General features: G+C 63.3%; 15 protein-coding genes. 2 read left to right on the top strand and 13 right to left on the bottom strand.

Annotated elements, in window-relative coordinates:
• Window positions 1-337: 337 nt before the first annotated feature.
• The 12 genes from PW947_RS27820 to PW947_RS27765 form a co-directional block, all read right to left on the bottom strand.
• Entirely contained in the window at window positions 338-1,099 is a 762-nt protein-coding gene (locus tag PW947_RS27820; protein ID WP_299635578.1) for a hydratase, read from the bottom strand.
• Window positions 1,100-1,406: 307 nt separating this feature from the next.
• On the bottom strand, window positions 1,407-3,173 hold the full coding sequence (locus tag PW947_RS27815) for a methyl-accepting chemotaxis protein (protein ID WP_299635577.1): 1,767 nt from the start codon (window positions 3,171-3,173) through the stop codon (window positions 1,407-1,409).
• Between the two features lie 358 nt (window positions 3,174-3,531).
• Window positions 3,532-4,464 (bottom strand): ribokinase, encoded by a 933-nt coding sequence (gene rbsK / locus PW947_RS27810; protein ID WP_299635576.1) that lies wholly within the window; start codon window positions 4,462-4,464, stop codon window positions 3,532-3,534.
• 74 nt (window positions 4,465-4,538) lie between these two features.
• Window positions 4,539-5,636, bottom strand: a complete 1,098-nt coding sequence (locus PW947_RS27805; protein WP_299635575.1) for a LacI family DNA-binding transcriptional regulator — start codon at window positions 5,634-5,636, stop codon at window positions 4,539-4,541.
• 104 nt (window positions 5,637-5,740) lie between these two features.
• On the bottom strand, window positions 5,741-6,826 hold the full coding sequence (locus PW947_RS27800) for an ABC transporter permease (RefSeq protein WP_299635574.1): 1,086 nt from the start codon (window positions 6,824-6,826) through the stop codon (window positions 5,741-5,743).
• The gene (locus PW947_RS27795) at window positions 6,823-8,523 is read right to left on the bottom strand and encodes a sugar ABC transporter ATP-binding protein (RefSeq protein ID WP_299635573.1); all 1,701 of its coding nucleotides are present in this window, start codon (window positions 8,521-8,523) and stop codon (window positions 6,823-6,825) included. The genes PW947_RS27800 and PW947_RS27795 overlap by 4 nt, the downstream gene beginning before the upstream one ends.
• 494 nt (window positions 8,524-9,017) lie before the next feature.
• Complete coding sequence (locus tag PW947_RS27790; protein ID WP_299635572.1) at window positions 9,018-10,004, bottom strand: sugar ABC transporter substrate-binding protein; 987 nt, start codon at window positions 10,002-10,004, stop codon at window positions 9,018-9,020.
• 217 nt (window positions 10,005-10,221) lie between these two features.
• Complete coding sequence (corA, locus tag PW947_RS27785) at window positions 10,222-11,199, bottom strand: magnesium/cobalt transporter CorA (RefSeq protein WP_299635571.1); 978 nt, start codon at window positions 11,197-11,199, stop codon at window positions 10,222-10,224.
• Between the two features lie 267 nt (window positions 11,200-11,466).
• Window positions 11,467-11,916: a hypothetical protein gene (locus PW947_RS27780; protein WP_299635570.1), complete on the bottom strand. Its 450-nt coding sequence runs from the start codon at window positions 11,914-11,916 to the stop codon at window positions 11,467-11,469.
• Between the two features lie 1,112 nt (window positions 11,917-13,028).
• Window positions 13,029-14,126 carry a saccharopine dehydrogenase C-terminal domain-containing protein gene (locus PW947_RS27775; RefSeq protein WP_299635569.1) on the bottom strand — a complete coding sequence of 366 codons (1,098 nt, stop codon included), beginning with the start codon at window positions 14,124-14,126 and terminating at the stop codon, window positions 13,029-13,031.
• Between the two features lie 309 nt (window positions 14,127-14,435).
• Complete coding sequence (locus PW947_RS27770) at window positions 14,436-14,897, bottom strand: Lrp/AsnC family transcriptional regulator (protein WP_299635568.1); 462 nt, start codon at window positions 14,895-14,897, stop codon at window positions 14,436-14,438.
• A gap of 157 nt (window positions 14,898-15,054) precedes the next feature.
• Entirely contained in the window at window positions 15,055-15,939 is an 885-nt protein-coding gene (locus PW947_RS27765; protein ID WP_299635567.1) for a LysR family transcriptional regulator, read from the bottom strand.
• A 168-nt stretch (window positions 15,940-16,107) separates the two neighbouring features.
• Between PW947_RS27765 and PW947_RS27760 the strand changes: the two genes are divergently transcribed.
• Entirely contained in the window at window positions 16,108-16,653 is a 546-nt protein-coding gene (locus PW947_RS27760) for a Spy/CpxP family protein refolding chaperone (RefSeq protein ID WP_299635566.1), read from the top strand.
• 169 nt (window positions 16,654-16,822) lie between these two features.
• Window positions 16,823-17,281, top strand: a complete 459-nt coding sequence (locus PW947_RS27755; RefSeq protein WP_299635565.1) for a PGDYG domain-containing protein — start codon at window positions 16,823-16,825, stop codon at window positions 17,279-17,281.
• A 74-nt stretch (window positions 17,282-17,355) separates the two neighbouring features.
• Here PW947_RS27755 and PW947_RS27750 read toward each other — a convergent pair whose 3' ends face one another.
• Complete coding sequence (locus PW947_RS27750) at window positions 17,356-17,724, bottom strand: DUF3022 domain-containing protein (RefSeq protein ID WP_299635564.1); 369 nt, start codon at window positions 17,722-17,724, stop codon at window positions 17,356-17,358.
• Between the last annotated feature and the right edge of the window lie 81 nt (window positions 17,725-17,805).

Here is a 17,805-nt window from a genome sequence, read left to right as displayed (position 1 = left end):
CGTATCGGCGTCATAAAATGCCCGGAATATAGGTGTATACGGCAGGCGTGGTATATCGGATGCGCGAACGCGCGAGGCGCACGTGTGCAAGCATGCGAGCACTTGTAACAGCGCACATGCCGGCATCGTGAGAAAGAGGAACGGATAGCAGACCGACCGGCCTGTTACCAGAATTGCGGTGACGATCGCCGCGTGGATCATGGTGAGAACACGCCGTGCATCACGGCACGCTTCTCGACTCGCTTGACAGCAACGATGACCGCGCGGGACTGGCGAAGATCGCCGGGATCCGACCCGGCGTGAATGCGGATAACGCGGGGCGGCTGTCGCCCGACGTTCAGACCAGCGTGAGTTCGATATCGCCGAGGCCGTCGAAATGACCGCGCACGACACCCGGCTTATCGAGCCGGTAAGCACCGACATACGAACCGGTGGTGATGGTCCAGCCTGGATCGATCGTGATGCCCATTGCCGCGCAATGGTTGACGAACCACACCAGAAGTTCGCGCGGATCGCCTGCCGGGTTGCCGGTGGATTCAGGCACCACCGACACGCCGTCGCAGGTCAGCGACAGCACCGGCGACACGAAATCGAAGCTGCGCGCGACACCCGCGAACGCCACCGGATGTCCGGTCACCAGCGCGCCGTTGTTCTGCGCGTCGGCGAGTTGTGCGAGCGGCGCGACTTCCGGCCATTCGGCAAAGCGGCTGTCGACGATCTCGATGGTCGGCAATACCACGCCGACCCGCGACAACACGTCGTCGCGCGCATACGTATCGCGACGCGGCTCGATGACTTCGTTGAAGCGGAAGGCCACTTCCAGTTCGAGCAGCACGCGAAAAAATCCCGCATGTTGAACGCGCGCGGGCGATTCGAGCACCAGCGACGCCGGAATCGGCGCACCGGAGGTGGCGCCGCCCGGCGACTTCGCGCCGATCTTCCATGCACCCGTCAGTTCGCCGAGACCGGCGAGGACCGCCTGCTGGATCGCATAAGCGGTGGCTGCGTCGGGCGGCATGCTGTCAGGCGCAAGTGCGTCGATCAGGCGGTGCTGCCGGCGCGCGTCGATCAGGCGATGCGCGAGGTCGTATTGCGTCATGTCGGTCCTTTCTGGCTGGCGCTTCGAATCGTTGAGAAGTGATGCGTCAATGTACCGGATCAGAACCGTAACCGGGCGCTTATTGTGTGCGGATTGCGACCCACCGCGCACGATCGTGCCCACAGCGCGCAAGGTCTTGCCGGGCGGCCGCGCTGGCATCGGGTCCAGGTCTGCGTGGCCCGGCGTGACATGACGACGGACGTAAAAAGGGCCGTGGCCACTTTCGTGGTCACGGCCCTCGGGACGCCCGCTCGACGCGGGCTTCAGTTCAGATGCAGTTCAGAGACAACTCGGAGACACGCTCCGGTCAGAACGTTTCCCAATCCTTGTCGCTGCCTGCCGACGCCATTGCGGGCGCTTTGGCCGGTGCCGCTGCGGGGCGGGCCATTACCGGCTCCGATGCCGGAGCGGCTGCGGCTGCTTTGGACGCCATCGGCGCGGACTTGCGAACCGGCGCCTTGTACGCTGGCTTCTTCGCGGCCGGGCTCACATAACGCGGCTTCTGCGGCTCGATCGACGCCTTGAAGCCGTTCTCTTCCAGCTGGAACACCGCGACCGCCGTGCGCAACTTGCCCGCCTGATCTTCGAGCGACTGCGCTGCCGCGGCCGCTTCTTCGACCAGCGCCGCGTTCTGCGTGGTCACTTCGTCCATTTGCGTGACGGCGCGCGCCACCTGATCGATCCCGCCGCTCTGCTCTTCCGAGGCGGCCGCGATCTCGCCCATGATGTCGGTCACGCGCTGCACCGCGCTGATGATCTCGTTCATCGTGCGACCGGCTTCGTCCACCAGTGCCGAACCGCTCTGCACGCGTTCGACCGACGTGTCGATCAGTTCCTTGATTTCCTTCGCCGCAGCCGACGAACGTTGTGCAAGGCTGCGCACTTCGCCCGCCACCACCGCGAAACCACGGCCGTCTTCACCGGCACGCGCCGCTTCGACCGCCGCATTCAGCGCCAGAATATTGGTCTGGAACGCAATGCCTTCGATGATCGAGATGATGTCCGCGATCTTCGCCGAGCTCTGGTTGATGTCGCCCATCGTGCCGACCACCTGACCGACCACCGCGTTACCCTTGTTGGCGATCTCCGATGCGTTTGCAGCCAGCGCGCTTGCCTGACGTGCGTTTTCGGCGTTCTGACGGACGGTGCCGGTCAGTTCTTCCATGCTCGACGCGGTTTCCTGCAACGCCGACGCCTGTTCTTCAGTACGCGACGACAGATCGATATTGCCTGCCGCGATCTGACGCGTGGCCGTGGCGATCGATTCGCTGCCCGAGCGGACCGTGCGAACCGTATCGGTCAGGCTGTGCTGCATCTTCGCGATGCCGGCCATCAGCTGACCCATTTCATCGTGCGAGCGGATTTCGATCGGACGACGCAGATCGCCAGCGGAAATCGCGTCGAAATGTTCGAGTGCATCGGCGAGCGGACGGGAAATCGCACGCGCCAGCGTCAGGTACGACAAAACCGCTGCAACCACGCCTGCCAGCAACGAGGCGATCGAGATGTAACGCAGCGTCGAGTACGAACTTTGCACTTCGGTAAAGCCGCTATCGGCCTGCTCGAACTGGAACTTGCGCAGCGCGTCGTCGGCGAGCGACAACTCGTTGTAGTCCGCCTGCAGTTGCTTGGCCAGTTCGATGACCTTCGTCGAATCGTTGGCCGCGATCACCGCTGCGAACGCGTCGGCCGACTTGTGCAGAGCGTCGCGCTTACCGACGACCGTTTGCGCGAGACTGGTTTCTTGCGGACCCTGCGGCAGATCCATGTATTTTTTCCACCATTTATCCGACGTCTCGCGCATCACCTTCGCGCGATCGATCGTGCCGGCGGCTTCCGGCGTGCCGATCATAAATGCGGCGCGATCCAGCGCCAGGCGTTCGCGAGCCGCGTACAGCTCCGAATTGCCGATATTGACCGCGCTCGGCATCTGATTCGTGTAGGTATTGCGATAAGCGTCGTTCGCCTTGCCCATGCCCACCAGACCGAGGATGCCGATGGCAACCAGCAATGCGGCGAGGAAAGCCATGGTCAGGCCGATGCGCGCCTTGATTGTGATGCCTTTGTTCAACATGCTTCTCTTCCTGTGACGTATCGGGTGAATGTCTTGCGTGCGCCGCGCCGGAGACATGGGGCGGGTGCAACCGCGGCGCCACGTTCGATGCGACGCTTAATTTTGTTTACGGCAGGCACCGAGTGGACTTGAAGGATTTATATGGTCTGAACAATATCGAAATTCGTCTGAGTAATTCTTACAACGTTGAGCGATCGACAGGCCGCGCGCCGCGCGATTTCGGGGCGCAAACGCCGCTCGGGCACGGTTTCAGTGCGTTGTAGAAAAGTGCATGCGGCGCCCGTCGACATCGGCGGCCGGCGCGCAGGTAACAGGTCGAAAGATGCCGGCGGTGGCGCGACGCGATGTCGCGCTGTGCTCAGGGTGCCGTGGACAGTTCGCCGAGCGTCGGAATCGACGGTTGCGCACCCGCTCGCGTCACCGACAGCGCGGCCGCGCGTTGCGCGAAGCGGATCGCGTCGTGAACCGGCACCTGTTGCGCGAGTTGCGCGGCGAGTGCGCCGATAAACGTGTCGCCGGCCGCGGTCGTATCGACCGCGTTGACTGCCGGGGCGTCGAACAGCGCGGGCGCTGCACCGTCGAGCACGCACTGCACGCCGCGCGCGCCGAGCGTGATCAGCACGTTGCGGGCACCGGCCGCGTGCAGCGCGAGCGCGGCGCGCGCCGCGTCGTCCGGTGAATCGACGGGCGTGCCGGCGAGCGTCGCGGCTTCGAGTTCGTTCGGGACCAGATAGTCGATCAACGGCAGCCACGACGCGGGCAACGGCCCGACTGCCGGCGCGGGATTCAGGATGGTGAGCTTGCCCAGACGACGGGCCGTGTGGAGCGCGGCGTACACCGCGTCAGGTGGGGTTTCGAGTTGACAGACGACGACCTGCGCGGCCGCCAGCGCCGCTTCGTGACGGGCGATGGTGTCGGGCGTGACTTCGCCGTTGCTGCCCGCGACGATCACGATCGCGTTCTGGCTCGCATCGTCGACGACGATGATCGCGACGCCGCTCGCTGTCGACGCATGGGTTTCGAGCGCATCGCAGTCGATGCCTTCGGCTTCGAGACCGGCTCGCAGTTGCGCACCGTTCGGGTCCGCGCCGACGCAGCCGAGCATCGACACGTGCGCGCCCAGACGCGCCGCTGCGACGGCCTGATTGCCGCCCTTGCCTCCCGCGACCTGCATGAACGTCTGGCCGGCCAGCGTCTCGCCGGGCTTCGGCAGGCGCGCCGCGCGCACTACCAGATCCATATTCAGACTGCCGACCACTGCGACTGTCGGGTGTGCCGGATGCGTCGCCACCGCGCTCTCCTCGCGGCGTCAGCGCCGCATGTCGATCCCCGGTCGAACGTCGTTTCTGTTTGCGTGCTGCCGCGTTACGCCGCCGCCAGTCCTGCGCTGCCGGATTTCGCGCCGGCCCACGGCGCAGTCGATTCGCGCACCATCAGTCGCGGCGCGATCACGCGTCGCCGCGTCGCCACGATCCTGGGCGGCTCGCCCGGCGGCCGGCCGTGCTGCCCCGCCACCGCTGAACCATTGCCGTTACCGGTCGCGACGATCCGCTCGATCAGCGTTTGCGCCGCCATTTCGCCCAGCGCCCGCACCGACTGACCGACCGTCGACAGCGCCGGATAGGTGAAGTGGCCGAGTTCGATATCGTCGAAACCGATGATCGACACGTCGCGCGGAACCTTCATCCCGCGTTCGGCCGCCGCGCGCAATGCGCCGATGCCCATCATGTCGTTGCCCGCGAAAATCGCCGTGGGCTGCAACGTGTCGAACAGCGTGCTGGCCGCGCCGTAACCGCCCGCGCCCGAGAAATCGCTTTCGACGATCGCGCCCGGCGCGATCTCGATGCCGCGTTCGGCCATCGCGCGGATAAAGCCGTGCACGCGCATCGCGCTGACCGCCGTCGAGATCGGACCGGTGATACAGCCGATTTTCACGTGCCCGAGTTCGAGCAGATGACGGGTGGCCAGATAGCCGCCCTTTTCGTGGTCGATCTGCACCAGATCGGCGCTCAGCCCTTCGATATTCCGGTCGACGATCACGAGCGGCTCGCGCGCATCCGATAGCGTCTGCGCCAGCACCGAATCCTCACCCGCCGACGCGACGATCAGCCCGTCGATGCGTTTCTCCTGAAGCACGCGCAGATAGTTGCGCTGCTTGACCGGATCGTCGTCCGAGTTGCAGAAGAACACGCAGTAGCCGTTGCGCGCGCAACCATCCTCGACGCCGCGCGCCATTTCGGCGAAATAGGGATTCGTCGTGTTTGGCACCAGCAAGCCGATGGTCGAGGTGGAGCGCGCCTTCAACGAACGCGCCACCGCCGACGGCACGTAATTGAGCTGGCGGATTGCGTGTTCGACTTTCGCGCGTACGTCGGCCGACACCGGCCGTGAGTTGTTCACGACGTGCGAAACCGTCGTGAACGACACGCCGGCCACGGCCGCTACATCCTTGATCGTCGCCATAAGCTGTGGTTCTCCTGCCTGTTTTTCCTGCCGCGCGGCTCAACGAGCGCCGCACCGGGCATTTTTCCCATCGATGACAGATTATTTCCTGCTTCCCCGTTCGCCTAAGCGCGTCTGCGCCGGCTGCGATACGTGTCCAGCACGACCGCCACTACGATTACCGCCCCCGTGATGATGCGTTTGGTGGGTTCGTTCGCGCCAATCTGCGCGAGCCCGGCGGCCAGCACCGAAATGATCAACACCCCGAAAAAGGTGCTGATCACCGACCCTCTCCCGCCCATCAAACTCGTTCCACCAATGACGACCGCTGCAATCACCTGCAATTCGATGCCCGATCCGGCGTTCGGATCCGCGGCTTCGAGCCGCGAAATCTGGAACAGCGCGGCCAGTCCGGCGAGCGCGCCCATCAGCGCGAACACCACGATCTTGTAAGGCCGCGGATTGACGCCCGCGAGCCGCACCGCTTCTTCATTCGTACCGATGCCGACCAGATACCGGCCGAACACCGTGCGCGTCAGCACCAGTTGCGCGACGATCATCACCGCCAGCGCAATCAGAAAGGCCGGCGAGATGCCGAGCGCGATCGGATTGGACAGGAAGTCGAACGCATCGCCGATATACGCGGTGCGCGAATTCGTCATCTGGTACGCCAGTCCGCGCGCCGCTTCCAGCACGCCGAGCGACACGATGAACGACGGAATCCGCCAGCCCACCGTGACTGCGCCCGTCACCGTTCCGGTCAGCGCGGCCGCCGCGACGCCCAGCAGCGCGGCCGCGTAAGGCGGCCATTGCCACTTCAGCGCCGCCACGCTGACCACCGACGCGCCCAGCGCCAGCACCGAGCCGACCGACAGATCGATACCGGCGATGATCAGCACGAAGGTCATGCCCACCGCCATCACGACGAGGTCGGGAATCTGGTTGGCGATCGTGCTGAACGTATCGTAGGTGAGGAAATGCGCGCTCAGCAGCGAAAACAGCACGATCATCGCCAGCAGCGCACCGGCCAGCCCGAGATAGTTCGACAGGCCGAGCCGCGTCCCCGCGGGCTTGCGCCCGGCGAGCGGCGCCGACGGGTCCGCAGACGGCGTGCCCGGTTGCGCAGCGGTGTCGCTCCCCGCATCTTTCAGCGGGCTTAACTGGTTAACGGCAGCCTTCGCGTTTTGCTTATGGTCGAGACGATCGGTCATCGTGAATTCCCGTCGTGGTGGGCTGCTTCGCCGGCGGCCGGGGTGTCTTGCGGAACGCCGGCGGAGATGTCGAGCGGCGCCGGTGCGTGCAACAGCGCGTCGCGGCTGCGATAGCCCGCCAACGCTGCGGCCAGCAATGCGTCCTGAGTCCAGCCGCCGCGCTCGAACATGCCGGTCATCCGCCCTGCCGACATCACGCCGATGCGGTCGCAGATCAGCATCAGTTCGCGCAGATCGCTCGACACGACCACCAGCGCGCGGCCTTCGCGCGCCAGCGTCGCGAGCAGCGCATAAATATCGAATTTGGCACCGACGTCGATACCGCGCGTCGGCTCGTCGAACAGCAGTACGCGGCAATCGCGCGCCAGCCAGCGGCCGATCACCACTTTCTGCTGGTTGCCGCCCGACAGTTCACCGACCGGTTGCGCAGCGTTTGCGGTGCGGATGCGCAGCGCGTCGATCTGACGCCTCGCCAGCGCGTTTTCACGCGCGGCATCGACCACACCGCGCGTCGCGATCTGCGAAAAATTGCCCAGCGACAGGTTCGCCGCCACCGATTGCGGCAGCAACAAGCCTTCGCCCTTGCGATCTTCGGTGATCAGCGCGATGCCGAGGCGGACCGCATCGGTCGGCGATTCGATCCGGACCGGAACCGGTTCGGGACCGGGGCGATCGTCCGGGCCGAGGCCCGACGCGCGCGCCGCATCCACCGCCGGGGCCAGTGCGATCGTGCCCGCATCGGCGCTATCCGCGCCGTAGATCAGCCGCAGCAATTCGGTGCGCCCCGCGCCGATCAGCCCGCTGATGCCGAAAATCTCGCCCGCGCGGACCTCGAACGACACGTCCTTGACCCGCGTGCCGCGCGTCAAGCCGGTCACGCGCAACAGCGGCGCGCCCAGCCGTCTTTCCGCCTCGCCGGCCATTTCGATGCGCTCGCCGAGCTCCCGCCCGACCATCAGCGTGACCAGTTGATCGCCGCTCAGTTCGCGCATCGCGCCGACATGCACCAGCCGTCCGTCGCGCAACACCGCGACCCGGTCGGCGATACGCGCGAGTTCTTCGAGCCGGTGCGAGATATAGACCAGCGCGACGCCGCGCGCCTTGAGCCCCGCGATCTGTTCGAACAACAGATCGACTTCGCGCGCGGTCAGCATCGCGGTGGGTTCGTCGAGGATCAGCACACGGCAGTCGTCGATCAGGTTTCGGGCGATTTCGACCATCTGCTGATGACCGATGCCGAGCTCGCCGACCAGCGTATCGGGGTCGATCGCGTCGAGTCCGACTTGCGCCATCGCGTGACGGGCGTCGTCGCGCAGCCTGCGGCGGTCGATCCAGCCGACCGCGTTACGCGGCAAGCGGTTCAGAAACAGATTTTCCGCGACCGACAGCGTGGGCAGCAGGTTCAGCTCCTGCATCACCATCCGCACGCCGAGCGTTTCGGCCTGAGTCCGGCTGACGGGTGCATACGGGACGCCGGCCAGTTGCATCGTGCCGGCGCTGGGCGTGACGAGGCCGCCGACGATTTTCGACAGCGTGCTTTTGCCCGCGCCGTTTTCACCCGTCAGCGCCAGCACCTCGCCTGCATGCAACGCCAGCGACACGTCGGCCAGGACCGGTTCGGCATAGGTCTTGCCGAGTCCGGTCACGGACAGCAACGCAGGCGGTGCGGCTTGGTCGTCGTGGTTGGTCGAATCCATCGCGATCCTGGTGTCGGGCCGTCTCGCGTCGTTCGGCGCATGGCGATGCGCGTCTGCGATGCGGAACTGCCTCGTGTCATGCCGTCTCGATCGGGGGCAAACGCTTGCCCGTCCGTTCATGCGCTCCCGTCGCGCAATAGCCGTCATGACGCTTATCTCTGGATTATCGGCCGCGCGGGAATTTTCTTAAATATTTCGCCAAGATATTGCATCGGGTGCGAGGTCGTCGACACCGTTGTGGGTGCGAGACGGGGCTTTGCCCGGCAAAAAAACGTGATTCGATGCGGTGTTGCACAGCATGTTGCACGACCTGTTGCATCCGGTGTCGCAAGCCAGGTGCCGCTCAGGACGGGCGTGAAACGCGATGAAACGCCCGTCCTGTTTCGCCAGTTGCTGCCGTATTGCCTGTGTGCGGCCCGGCGATGTGGTTGCTGCGGTACTGCGTTGATACGGTGCGCGTCTACGGCCGGATGCGAGCCGTGATGCCGTGCACGTTACTTCGTGACCAGATCGACCGGGGTTTCGACCACACCCGACAGATCCGACTGTTTCTTGTGCTCGTTCAGCGCCTTGAGCGCGGTATCGATACCGAACACGGCCTGCTTCGCCGCGTACTGGTCTGCGGTGGCGAGCACGCGGCCGTCCTTCAGCATCGGCTTGATCGCGGTGATGTTGTCGTAGCCGACCACGTAGACCTTGCCCTGCTTACCTGCCGCGCGCACCGCCGACACCGCGCCGATCGCCATGTTGTCGTTACCGGCGAGCAGCGCCTTCAGGTTCGGATACTCGTTGAGCATCGCCGATGCGACCGCGTTGCCCTTGTCGATTTCCCAGTCGCCGGATTGGGTCGAGACGACTTTCGCGCCGGCCTTGTCCATCGCTTCCTTGAAGCCTGCCGTGCGTTGCTGCGCATTGGTCGTGGTCGATACGCCTTCGATGATGCCGACCTGATCGCCCGACTTCAGCTTCTTCGCGAGGAAATCGCCGACCTTCTGCGCGCCCTTCGCGTTGTCCGGGCCGACGAACGGCACGTTCAGGTCTTTCGATTTCAGCACATCGGGATCGAGCCGGTTGTCGATATTGACGACGATGATCCCCGCATCCACCGCTTTCTTGACGACCGGCACCAGCGCTTTCGAATCCGCCGGCGCGAGCACGATCGCATCGACCTTCGACACGATCATCTGCTCGACGATGCGGATCTGGTTGGCGGTATCGGTTTCGTCCTTGATGCCGTTCGTGACGAGATCGAACAGATTCGGGTTGTGCTTCTGGTAGTCCTTCGCGCCGGTTTCCATGGTCAGGAAGAACTCGTTGGCGAGCGACTTCATCACGAGCGCGACCTTCGGCTTGTGCGCGCTTTGCGCATAGACAGCCGGGAACGGCAGCACCAGCGTGAGCGCGGCGGCGGCGCCGAGGGTTGCCGCGCCGGCGAGAATACGGCGGCGTGCGAAGCTCCGGCATGTCGGACGGTGGGTCATTCGGGATCTCCTTTCAGGCTCTGGCGAGCCGTGTTGTTATCGCTTGATTCGTTTGGCTTTTTTGCCGTTTATAACGCAAACGTTTGCGGTCGTATTCTCTGCGCGGGATGGATTGCATGTCAACGATCGGGCGTGTTGCAGCGCACGCTTGCGGCGTACCGACCGCCGCATATGCTGGACTTTTCCTGGATTGCCCGCAAGCCAGGACAACACCGCGCTACAGCCAGCCCGCGCGCCGGAAACGCCAGTACAGCACGAGGTCCACCGCCAGCATCACGGTCAGACAGATTGGATAGCCTAGTCTGAAATGCAGTTCGGGGATGTCCTGGAAGTTCATCCCGTAGATGCCCGCGATCATGGTCGGCACCGCGAACAGCGCGGCGAACGAGCCGAGCCGCTTGGTCACTTCGCTTTCCGCGAGCGAGATCATGCCGAGATTGACCTGAATCGCCGTGACGATCATTTCGCGGCGTCCGTCGATGGTGCGAACGATCCGTTCCAGATGATCGTAGACATCGCGAAAATACGCTTGCATGCCCGAGCAGACACTCGGAATCCGGCCGCCCGTGAGTTTGCTGATGGCTTCCTGAAGCGGCGCGATGTGATGTTGCAGAATGACCAGGCGACGTTTCAGCGAATAGAGATCCTGGATGATCGCGCGCGATTCGGCCGCGCTATTGCGCTCGAAGATGCGGTCTTCGATCGACTCGACTTCGCTGCCGAGCGCCTCGACGATCGGGAAGTAACGATCGACGATATCGTCGGCCAGCGCATAGAGCACGAACGCCGAGCCTTCCTTGAGCAGACGCGGTTCGCGCTCGCAGCGTGCGCGGACGTTCTGGAAGCCGTGGCGCGTACCGCGCCGCACCGACAGCACGTAGTTCGAGCCGACGAACACATCCACTTCGCCGATCAGCAGTTCGCCGTCGTCGTCCATTTCGACCGTGTGCAGCACGGCGAACAGCGAGTCGCCGTACTCTTCGATCTTCGGGCGTTGATGGCCGTTTTGCGCGTCTTCGATGGCGAGTTCATGCAAGCCGAACTCGTGTTTCATCAACGCGAGCTCGCCCGGGCCCGGCTCTTTCAGCGCGACCCAGACGAAGCATTCGGGACGCGCGACGTAGTCGCTGATCGCGTCGATTTCTATGTCGGCCAGCTTCCGCCCGTCCTGATAGGCGGCACAATTGATCAGCATGTTGAATTACCCTGAAAACGAAAAAGCCCTGCGACGGACTCGCCGCGCCACGCGACGGGCGCGGACAGACCGACCATTATCGCCATGTTTGCGGGTGGTCGCATCGTCGCATTCGGGTGATGTCCGGATGCACGTGCGACGTGCGCGAGTTTCCTTGCGACGCCGTTTCGATGGGCTTTCGAACGGATTTCGGTGCGGGTCGAAAGGGTCGTGAATGTGTGTTGCAGGCCGTGCCGTTCCGTGGCCGTGGCTCGCGCCGATGCGCGGTCACTGGGCGACCCGTTGCAGCGTTACGCGATGCGCGGTGTTGAAATTGATCGATGCGCGGTTCGAGTAGCGCGTATCCGCGGTGACGATAAAGCCCATTTCGACGACCGGATCGAACTGTGTCGACACGCCGATCTTGTGGATGCCTGGGCTCAGGTACAGCACGATGTGTTCCCCATTCATCAGATCGGTGACCTGAACGCCGTCGACGTACACCAGCGCGTCGCGAAACCGGATGATGACGTCGCGCGAACGTTCGCGGCGCACGTCCACGGCGACGCGTCCCGGCGTTGGCTGGGTGAGGTCCGGCTGGAGGATGCGTTCGGGCGCGACGGCTTTGAAGGGCACCGGTTCGGCGGGGGTCGATGCGCAGCCCGCGCTGATGCATGCAGCGCCGCCGAGGGTGACGGCTAACGCGATCGTGGTGACGAACGATGGTCGCGCGGGCATGGTGGTCTCCGGTTAAGGTTGGTTTTTCTGGTTTTTGATTTTGGTGGTTTTTTGTCTGGCTTGGGGGATCATACCAAGGGGGGGTGGGGTTCGTAACCTGACGGTTTGGGTTGGTTTGGTTGTCCCGGCTTCACGCTGGTCTGCCTGGATCGTCCCTGTGCGGGACCGCACCTACTTTTCTTTGCTCGCGCAAAGAAAAGTAGGCAAAAGAAAGCGCGTTTACCTCGCGCTTCGTAGCGAGTGGCGTCTAGTAATTTTCGGGTAGTGGACCGCGCACGTTTTGACTCGGCGGTCCGTTTTTCCCGGTGGTCCGCGCCCGCACATCCCGCCCGCTTCGCGGCGGTAGCCCACTTCAAAAACCCGTTTGCGCCACGCTATTTTTCGGCCTTCTCGACGGTTCCGGCATCCGGCCCGAAGCGCGGTTTGCGCACAGCATCCGCCCTCTTTGGACGATGCCGGCGTCGGCTCAAAGCCCGATTTTCACCACCCGATTTGCCAGCCTTCACGACGGTCCAGGCGCCCGGCTCAGGAGCCGGTTTCCGCCACGGTATTCACCCGTTTTCACGACGGTTCCGACGTTCTGCGTAGCCAGGAATTTTCCGCGCGCGACCAGACCGGCGCATGCCAGGAAAATGGGTTTTGTGACGAACGGAGTGCCGCGCGCGAATGGCGCTGAGAGAAAAAGACGGGGCTGTACCCAACGGCTGTCGCGGAGCGAACAGCCGGAACGAATGACTGCCTTGTCACTCGCTTAAGCGGTGCGGCAACTCAAATCGTGCGCGGTCCACTACCCGAAAATTAATAGGCGCCACTCGCTACGAAGCGCGAGGTAAACGCGCTTTCTTTTGCCTACTTTTCTTTGCGCGAGCAAAGAAAAGTAGGTGCAGTCCCGCACAGGGACGATCCAGGCAGACCAGCGTGAATACAGGACGCGCACGCCACGCCAGGAGCAACCAGACCAACGCCATGCGAACCGCAAAACGCACTGGTCCCGCACAGGGACGATCCAGGCAGACCAGCGTGAAAACAGGCCGCGCACGAAACCCCAAAGCCAACCAAACCAAACCCCAACCCCAAACCAGAAAAAACCAATTAAACAGCAACAAAAAAAATTAAACCTCTACCTTCACCTCTATCCCTCTCCCCTCATACAGCCCCCCAAACCGATTCCCCAAAAAACCCTTCAACGACACCTGCTCCTGCCGCACAAACCCCTTCCTCGGCAATGCCCCCTCCCGAAAAAGATCCAGCACCGCACACATCGCCCCGGCCGTCGTAATCTGAATCGCACTCATCGCCACGCCACCCACCGTCTTCGCGAAAATCTTCCGCGTGAAAACTTCCTGCACCAACTGACCGTCACGCATCCCCGTCACCGTGATGAAAATCAACACGACATCCTGCGCCGTAGACGGTATCGCCCGACGCATGATCGATTTCAACGTGTCCCGCTCGCTCGACAGTCGCAAATCCTCCAGCAGAAACTGCATCAGGTCACGATGCCCCGGATATCGCACGGACTTGTAATCAAGCGTCTCCACCCGCCCCGCCAACGTCTCGCACAAGGTCCCCAATCCGCCCGACGTGTTGAACGCCTCGTACTCGGTGCCGTCCAGCGAGAAATGCTCGAGACCTTCCAGCGGTTGAACCCACTGCGTCCGGCTATCGCGGATCGCTTCGCATGGCTGACAGTATTCGTTGATCAACCCGTCCACGCTCCACGTCAGGTTGTATTTCAACGCATTGGTCGGAAACTCGGGCAACGCGCCCACCCGCATCTTCACGTCGCGAATCTCGGTGAAACGGTTCGCCAGTTCGTGCGCGGCAATGCCGATAAAACCCGGCGCCAATCCGCATTGCGGCATGAACGCGTGATCGGCTTCGTCGGCAAGCGCGCGGATCGCGTGGGTCGCGCGCACATCCTCGGTCAGATCGAAATAATGCACGCCCGCACCCTTCGCCGCCGACGCCACGCTCACCGCCAGGTAATACGGCAACGCATTCACCAACGCATCAAAACCCTGCAGCGCGCCACGCAACGCGGCGGCATCGCCGGAATCCACACGGCGGGTCGGAATGCCCTGCGCGGCGAGCTTGTCGAGCGCGGCCTGATCGCGATCCATCGCGACCACTTCGTAATCACCGGTTTCGCGCAACAGATGCGCAATGGTATGGCCGATCAACCCGGCACCGACGATGGCAACTTTCATGTGCTTCTCCTTGTTCTGGTTGTCTGGGCCCGCGCCCACTGGCTAAAACCCTCCAGAACAGTCTATGAAGAAGCGAATATTGAAAACAGACACACAATGATGCGCTATGACGATCAGTTTCGACGAAATGACGATATTTTGATACGTTTTGTCGTATCGCGGGGCTGCGAGCCCGATCGTGCAGCCACTCCTCCGCGCGCCCGCAACCCGCTTCGACATGACTTCGACATGACTTCGACACGTTCGACGCCCCGACACCTACCCGACACATAAGCGACCGAGCCGCGATCACTCAGCAAAGCGCCGCACTCAACCGCCCATGCCGCGATCGATTTTTCTGGCGAGAATGATCGATGTCGTGGTTCGTTCGACGCCGTCGAGTGTGCCGATATGGTCGAGCAAATCGTTGAGCCGGTCGGGCGAATCCGCGCGCAACCATGCGACGTAATCGAACTCGCCGCTGACCGCACACAGTTGCTGCACTTCCGGCATCTTGCCGAGCCGTTTCTGGACATCCGCGCCAAACTTCGGCGCGATGATGATCCCGACATACGCGTAAATGCTCGCGTCGAGCACATCCTGGCCGAGCCGCACGCTATAGCCCGCGATGACATTGCTGCGCTCGAGTCGCGCAATCCGCGCGATTACGGTCGTGCGCGCCACGCCAAGCTGACGCGCGAGATTCGCGACGCTCTCGCGTGCGTTCGCCTGCAAAAGCGCAACGAGGTTGCGGTCGAGGTCATCGAGTTGGTCGAGGCGCGGTGGTCGCATTGCAGAGTGATAAAGGATGTGAAAAGGACGTAAGTTTCGTGAACAAAGAGGCCGGCACGCGGTGCATCACATGGTGCGGCTTATCGGTCGCGCTGGCAATGTCGCGCATGCTGGCAAAACCAGCACACGGAACCCGCAAGCACCGCAGCATCGATGCTCATACGCCGAAGCGCCCCATCACGAAGTCGATAAAGCTCGTCAGCTTCGGCGTGGCGAGCCGGTCGCGTGGATAGATCAGATGCACGGGCGCGCCATCGGGCAGGAATTCGTCGAGCACCGGCACCAGGTGTCCGCTTTCGATCTCGCGCGCGAGCAGCGCTTCGGGCTGCAACACGAGCCCGAAGCCACGCAGCGCGGCCACTTTCAGCGCTTGGCCGTTATTGGCGCGAAAGCGTCCGGCGCGCAGCGTGTTCGCGTCGTCGGGGTCGCCGTCCAGTCGCCAGATGCCTTCGCGTCCCCAATGCAGAAAACCGAGGCACTCATGCTGCGCGAGATCGGCGGGCGAGCGCGGCGTGCCCGCGCGCATCAGATAGTCCGGCGATGCGCATGCCCGCATCCGGTACGGCCTGAGCGGCCGCGCGACGAAACTCGAATCCGGCAAGCGTCCGATCCGGATCGCCGCGTCGAAGCCTTCTTCGACCAGATCGGTGACGCGGTTCGACAGATCGAGTTCGAGGCTGACATCGGGCCACGCGTTCAGATAATCGGTCATCGCCGCCGAAAACACTTCGACGCCATAGGTCAGCGGCGCCGTCACCTTCAGCACGCCGCGCGGCGCGGCGGCCATCGCTTCGGCCAGTGACTCTGCCGCTTTCACATCCGCGAGAATCTGCCGGCACTGCGCGTAATACTGCCGTCCGATCTCGGTCAGGTTCTGCTTGCGCGTGGTGCGCGTCAGCAGCCGGGTCGCGAGTCGCGTCTCCAGCGAACGGATATGCTTGCCCACCATCGCCGACGAAATATCGAAGCGCTCGGCGGCGGCCGTCAAGCTGCCCGCTTCGACCACCGCGACGAAGATTTCCATACTGACGAATTTGTCCACCCGCTTTTTTTCCTGTTCGTTTCGGTTGTAAGCGTTTGTCGCACAGCCGACGCATTGTAGAGATAACGTGATACTAATAGCGGCATCGGCATTGCGGACCGGTCACCCGAATACCTTCCCGCAAGCGCTTATGCGTGGTTTTATATTTTTAGACGTCAGGGAGTATCGATGAAAAAAGCACTGGTTATCCTCGCTTCTTCGCTCGCAATCAGCAGCGCATTCGCGCAGACCGCCGCTCCGGCGTCGGCGCCGGCTGCAATGGCACCGGCATCGGCACCCGCCGGCCGTGCGATGCACGAGCACAATGTCGAAGACCGGATCGCCTACCTGCATTCGCAACTCAAGATTACGTCGGCGCAAGAACCGCAATGGGCGACCTTCGCCGACGTGATGCGCAGCAATGGCCAGAAAATGGGCGAGTTGTTCAAGGCGCGTCAGGCCGCGGGCACGAGCCAGTCGGCACTCGACGACATGAAGCAATACGCCGAGATTTCGCAGGCCCACGCCGACGGTACGAAGAAGCTGGTCGATGCGTTCGAGCCGCTGTACAACAGCTTGTCGCCGGATCAGAAGAAGCTCGCCGACACGACCTTCCGTCATCAGCCGGGTCCCGGCGGCAAGGGTGGCCCGCATTGGCGGCCGTCATCACCGCAAGCCGGCACCGGCCGCGCCCGCCAGCGACTCGACCGTCAAGCCGTAACGTGTAAAGCGTAACGCGACAAACACGTCAGACGCATCGCGACGCGAAGCTTCGCCTCAACGCCCGCCCTCACCGGCGGGCGTTGTGCATTTCGGGTTCTGGCATGATGCGGGTTGCGCGTCGCGAACGGTCCGTTCGCGACGCCGTGCATTCCTGCATTTCCCTTACCGGCATCACGTTGACATGATCGAACTCCAGCATCTCGACCTGCGCACCGACGCAGCCGCCCAACGCGTCGTCAAGGACGAAACCGTCCAGGTCGAATTCGCGGCCGTCGATGGCGAATTGATGAGCCTCGAAGGCCCGAACCGTTTCGCGCCCGGCGACGCGCTGATCACCGGTTCGACCGGCGACCGATGGGTGGTGTCGCGCGAACGGTTCGACGCGAAGTATTTGCCGGTGACGGCATCGGCGGACGCGACCGGTAGCGCATCGATTGCGCACGGCGAAGCCGGTGCGTATCGCAACCGGCCCGCGGTCGTGCTCGCGCGCCGGATGGACGAAGCGTTCTCGCTGGCGCGCTCCGCCAGCGGCGATGTATTGCGCGGCGTGGCCGGCGACTGGGTGATGCAATACGCACCCGGCGATTACGGCGTGGTCCAGGCCGCGCGCTTTGCCAAGGTCTACAGGACGGTGGACTGAGGGCTGCGCTTCAACCTCATACCACCATCGGAAGCCACCGCTCGCGGTGGCCTTCAGATCAGCACACTACCGTGTCACGCAAACTCGTCGCCGAGATCGACGGTGACGTCGCGTGGCACCGGTTGACCTTCCGCGTGCTGTTCTTCGAGCGAGCCGATGCTCGCTTCGACATACGCGCGCAACACCGCAAAGCTGCGGCCGCGCAGTCTCGGCGGCAAAGCCCGGTAACGGGCCAACGCCGCGGGCGTAATCACCACGTGCATCACGATCCGCTTCGCGGTCGCGCCGAAGCGCATCGCGACCCAATGAATCGTCAGCGTCGGCGTGCCGTCTTCGGCGGGACGTTCGATAAATTGCGTCTGCTCCGGGAGCAGGTCGCTGATCACGCGCGCCAGTTCTTCGAAATCCGGACTTGCGCAGTCGTACTGGTAGGCTTCTTCCATGAGGTCGGCTGAAAAATTTCGGTCTTGAATCAATGCGGACATTCCGGCGCGATTCTAACGGTTCGCGCGACACGCCACCCA

Source organism: Paraburkholderia sp., assembly GCF_028283785.1.
Lineage (GTDB): Bacteria > Pseudomonadota > Gammaproteobacteria > Burkholderiales > Burkholderiaceae > Paraburkholderia.
This window is presented reverse-complemented; position numbering and strand designations above follow the sequence as displayed.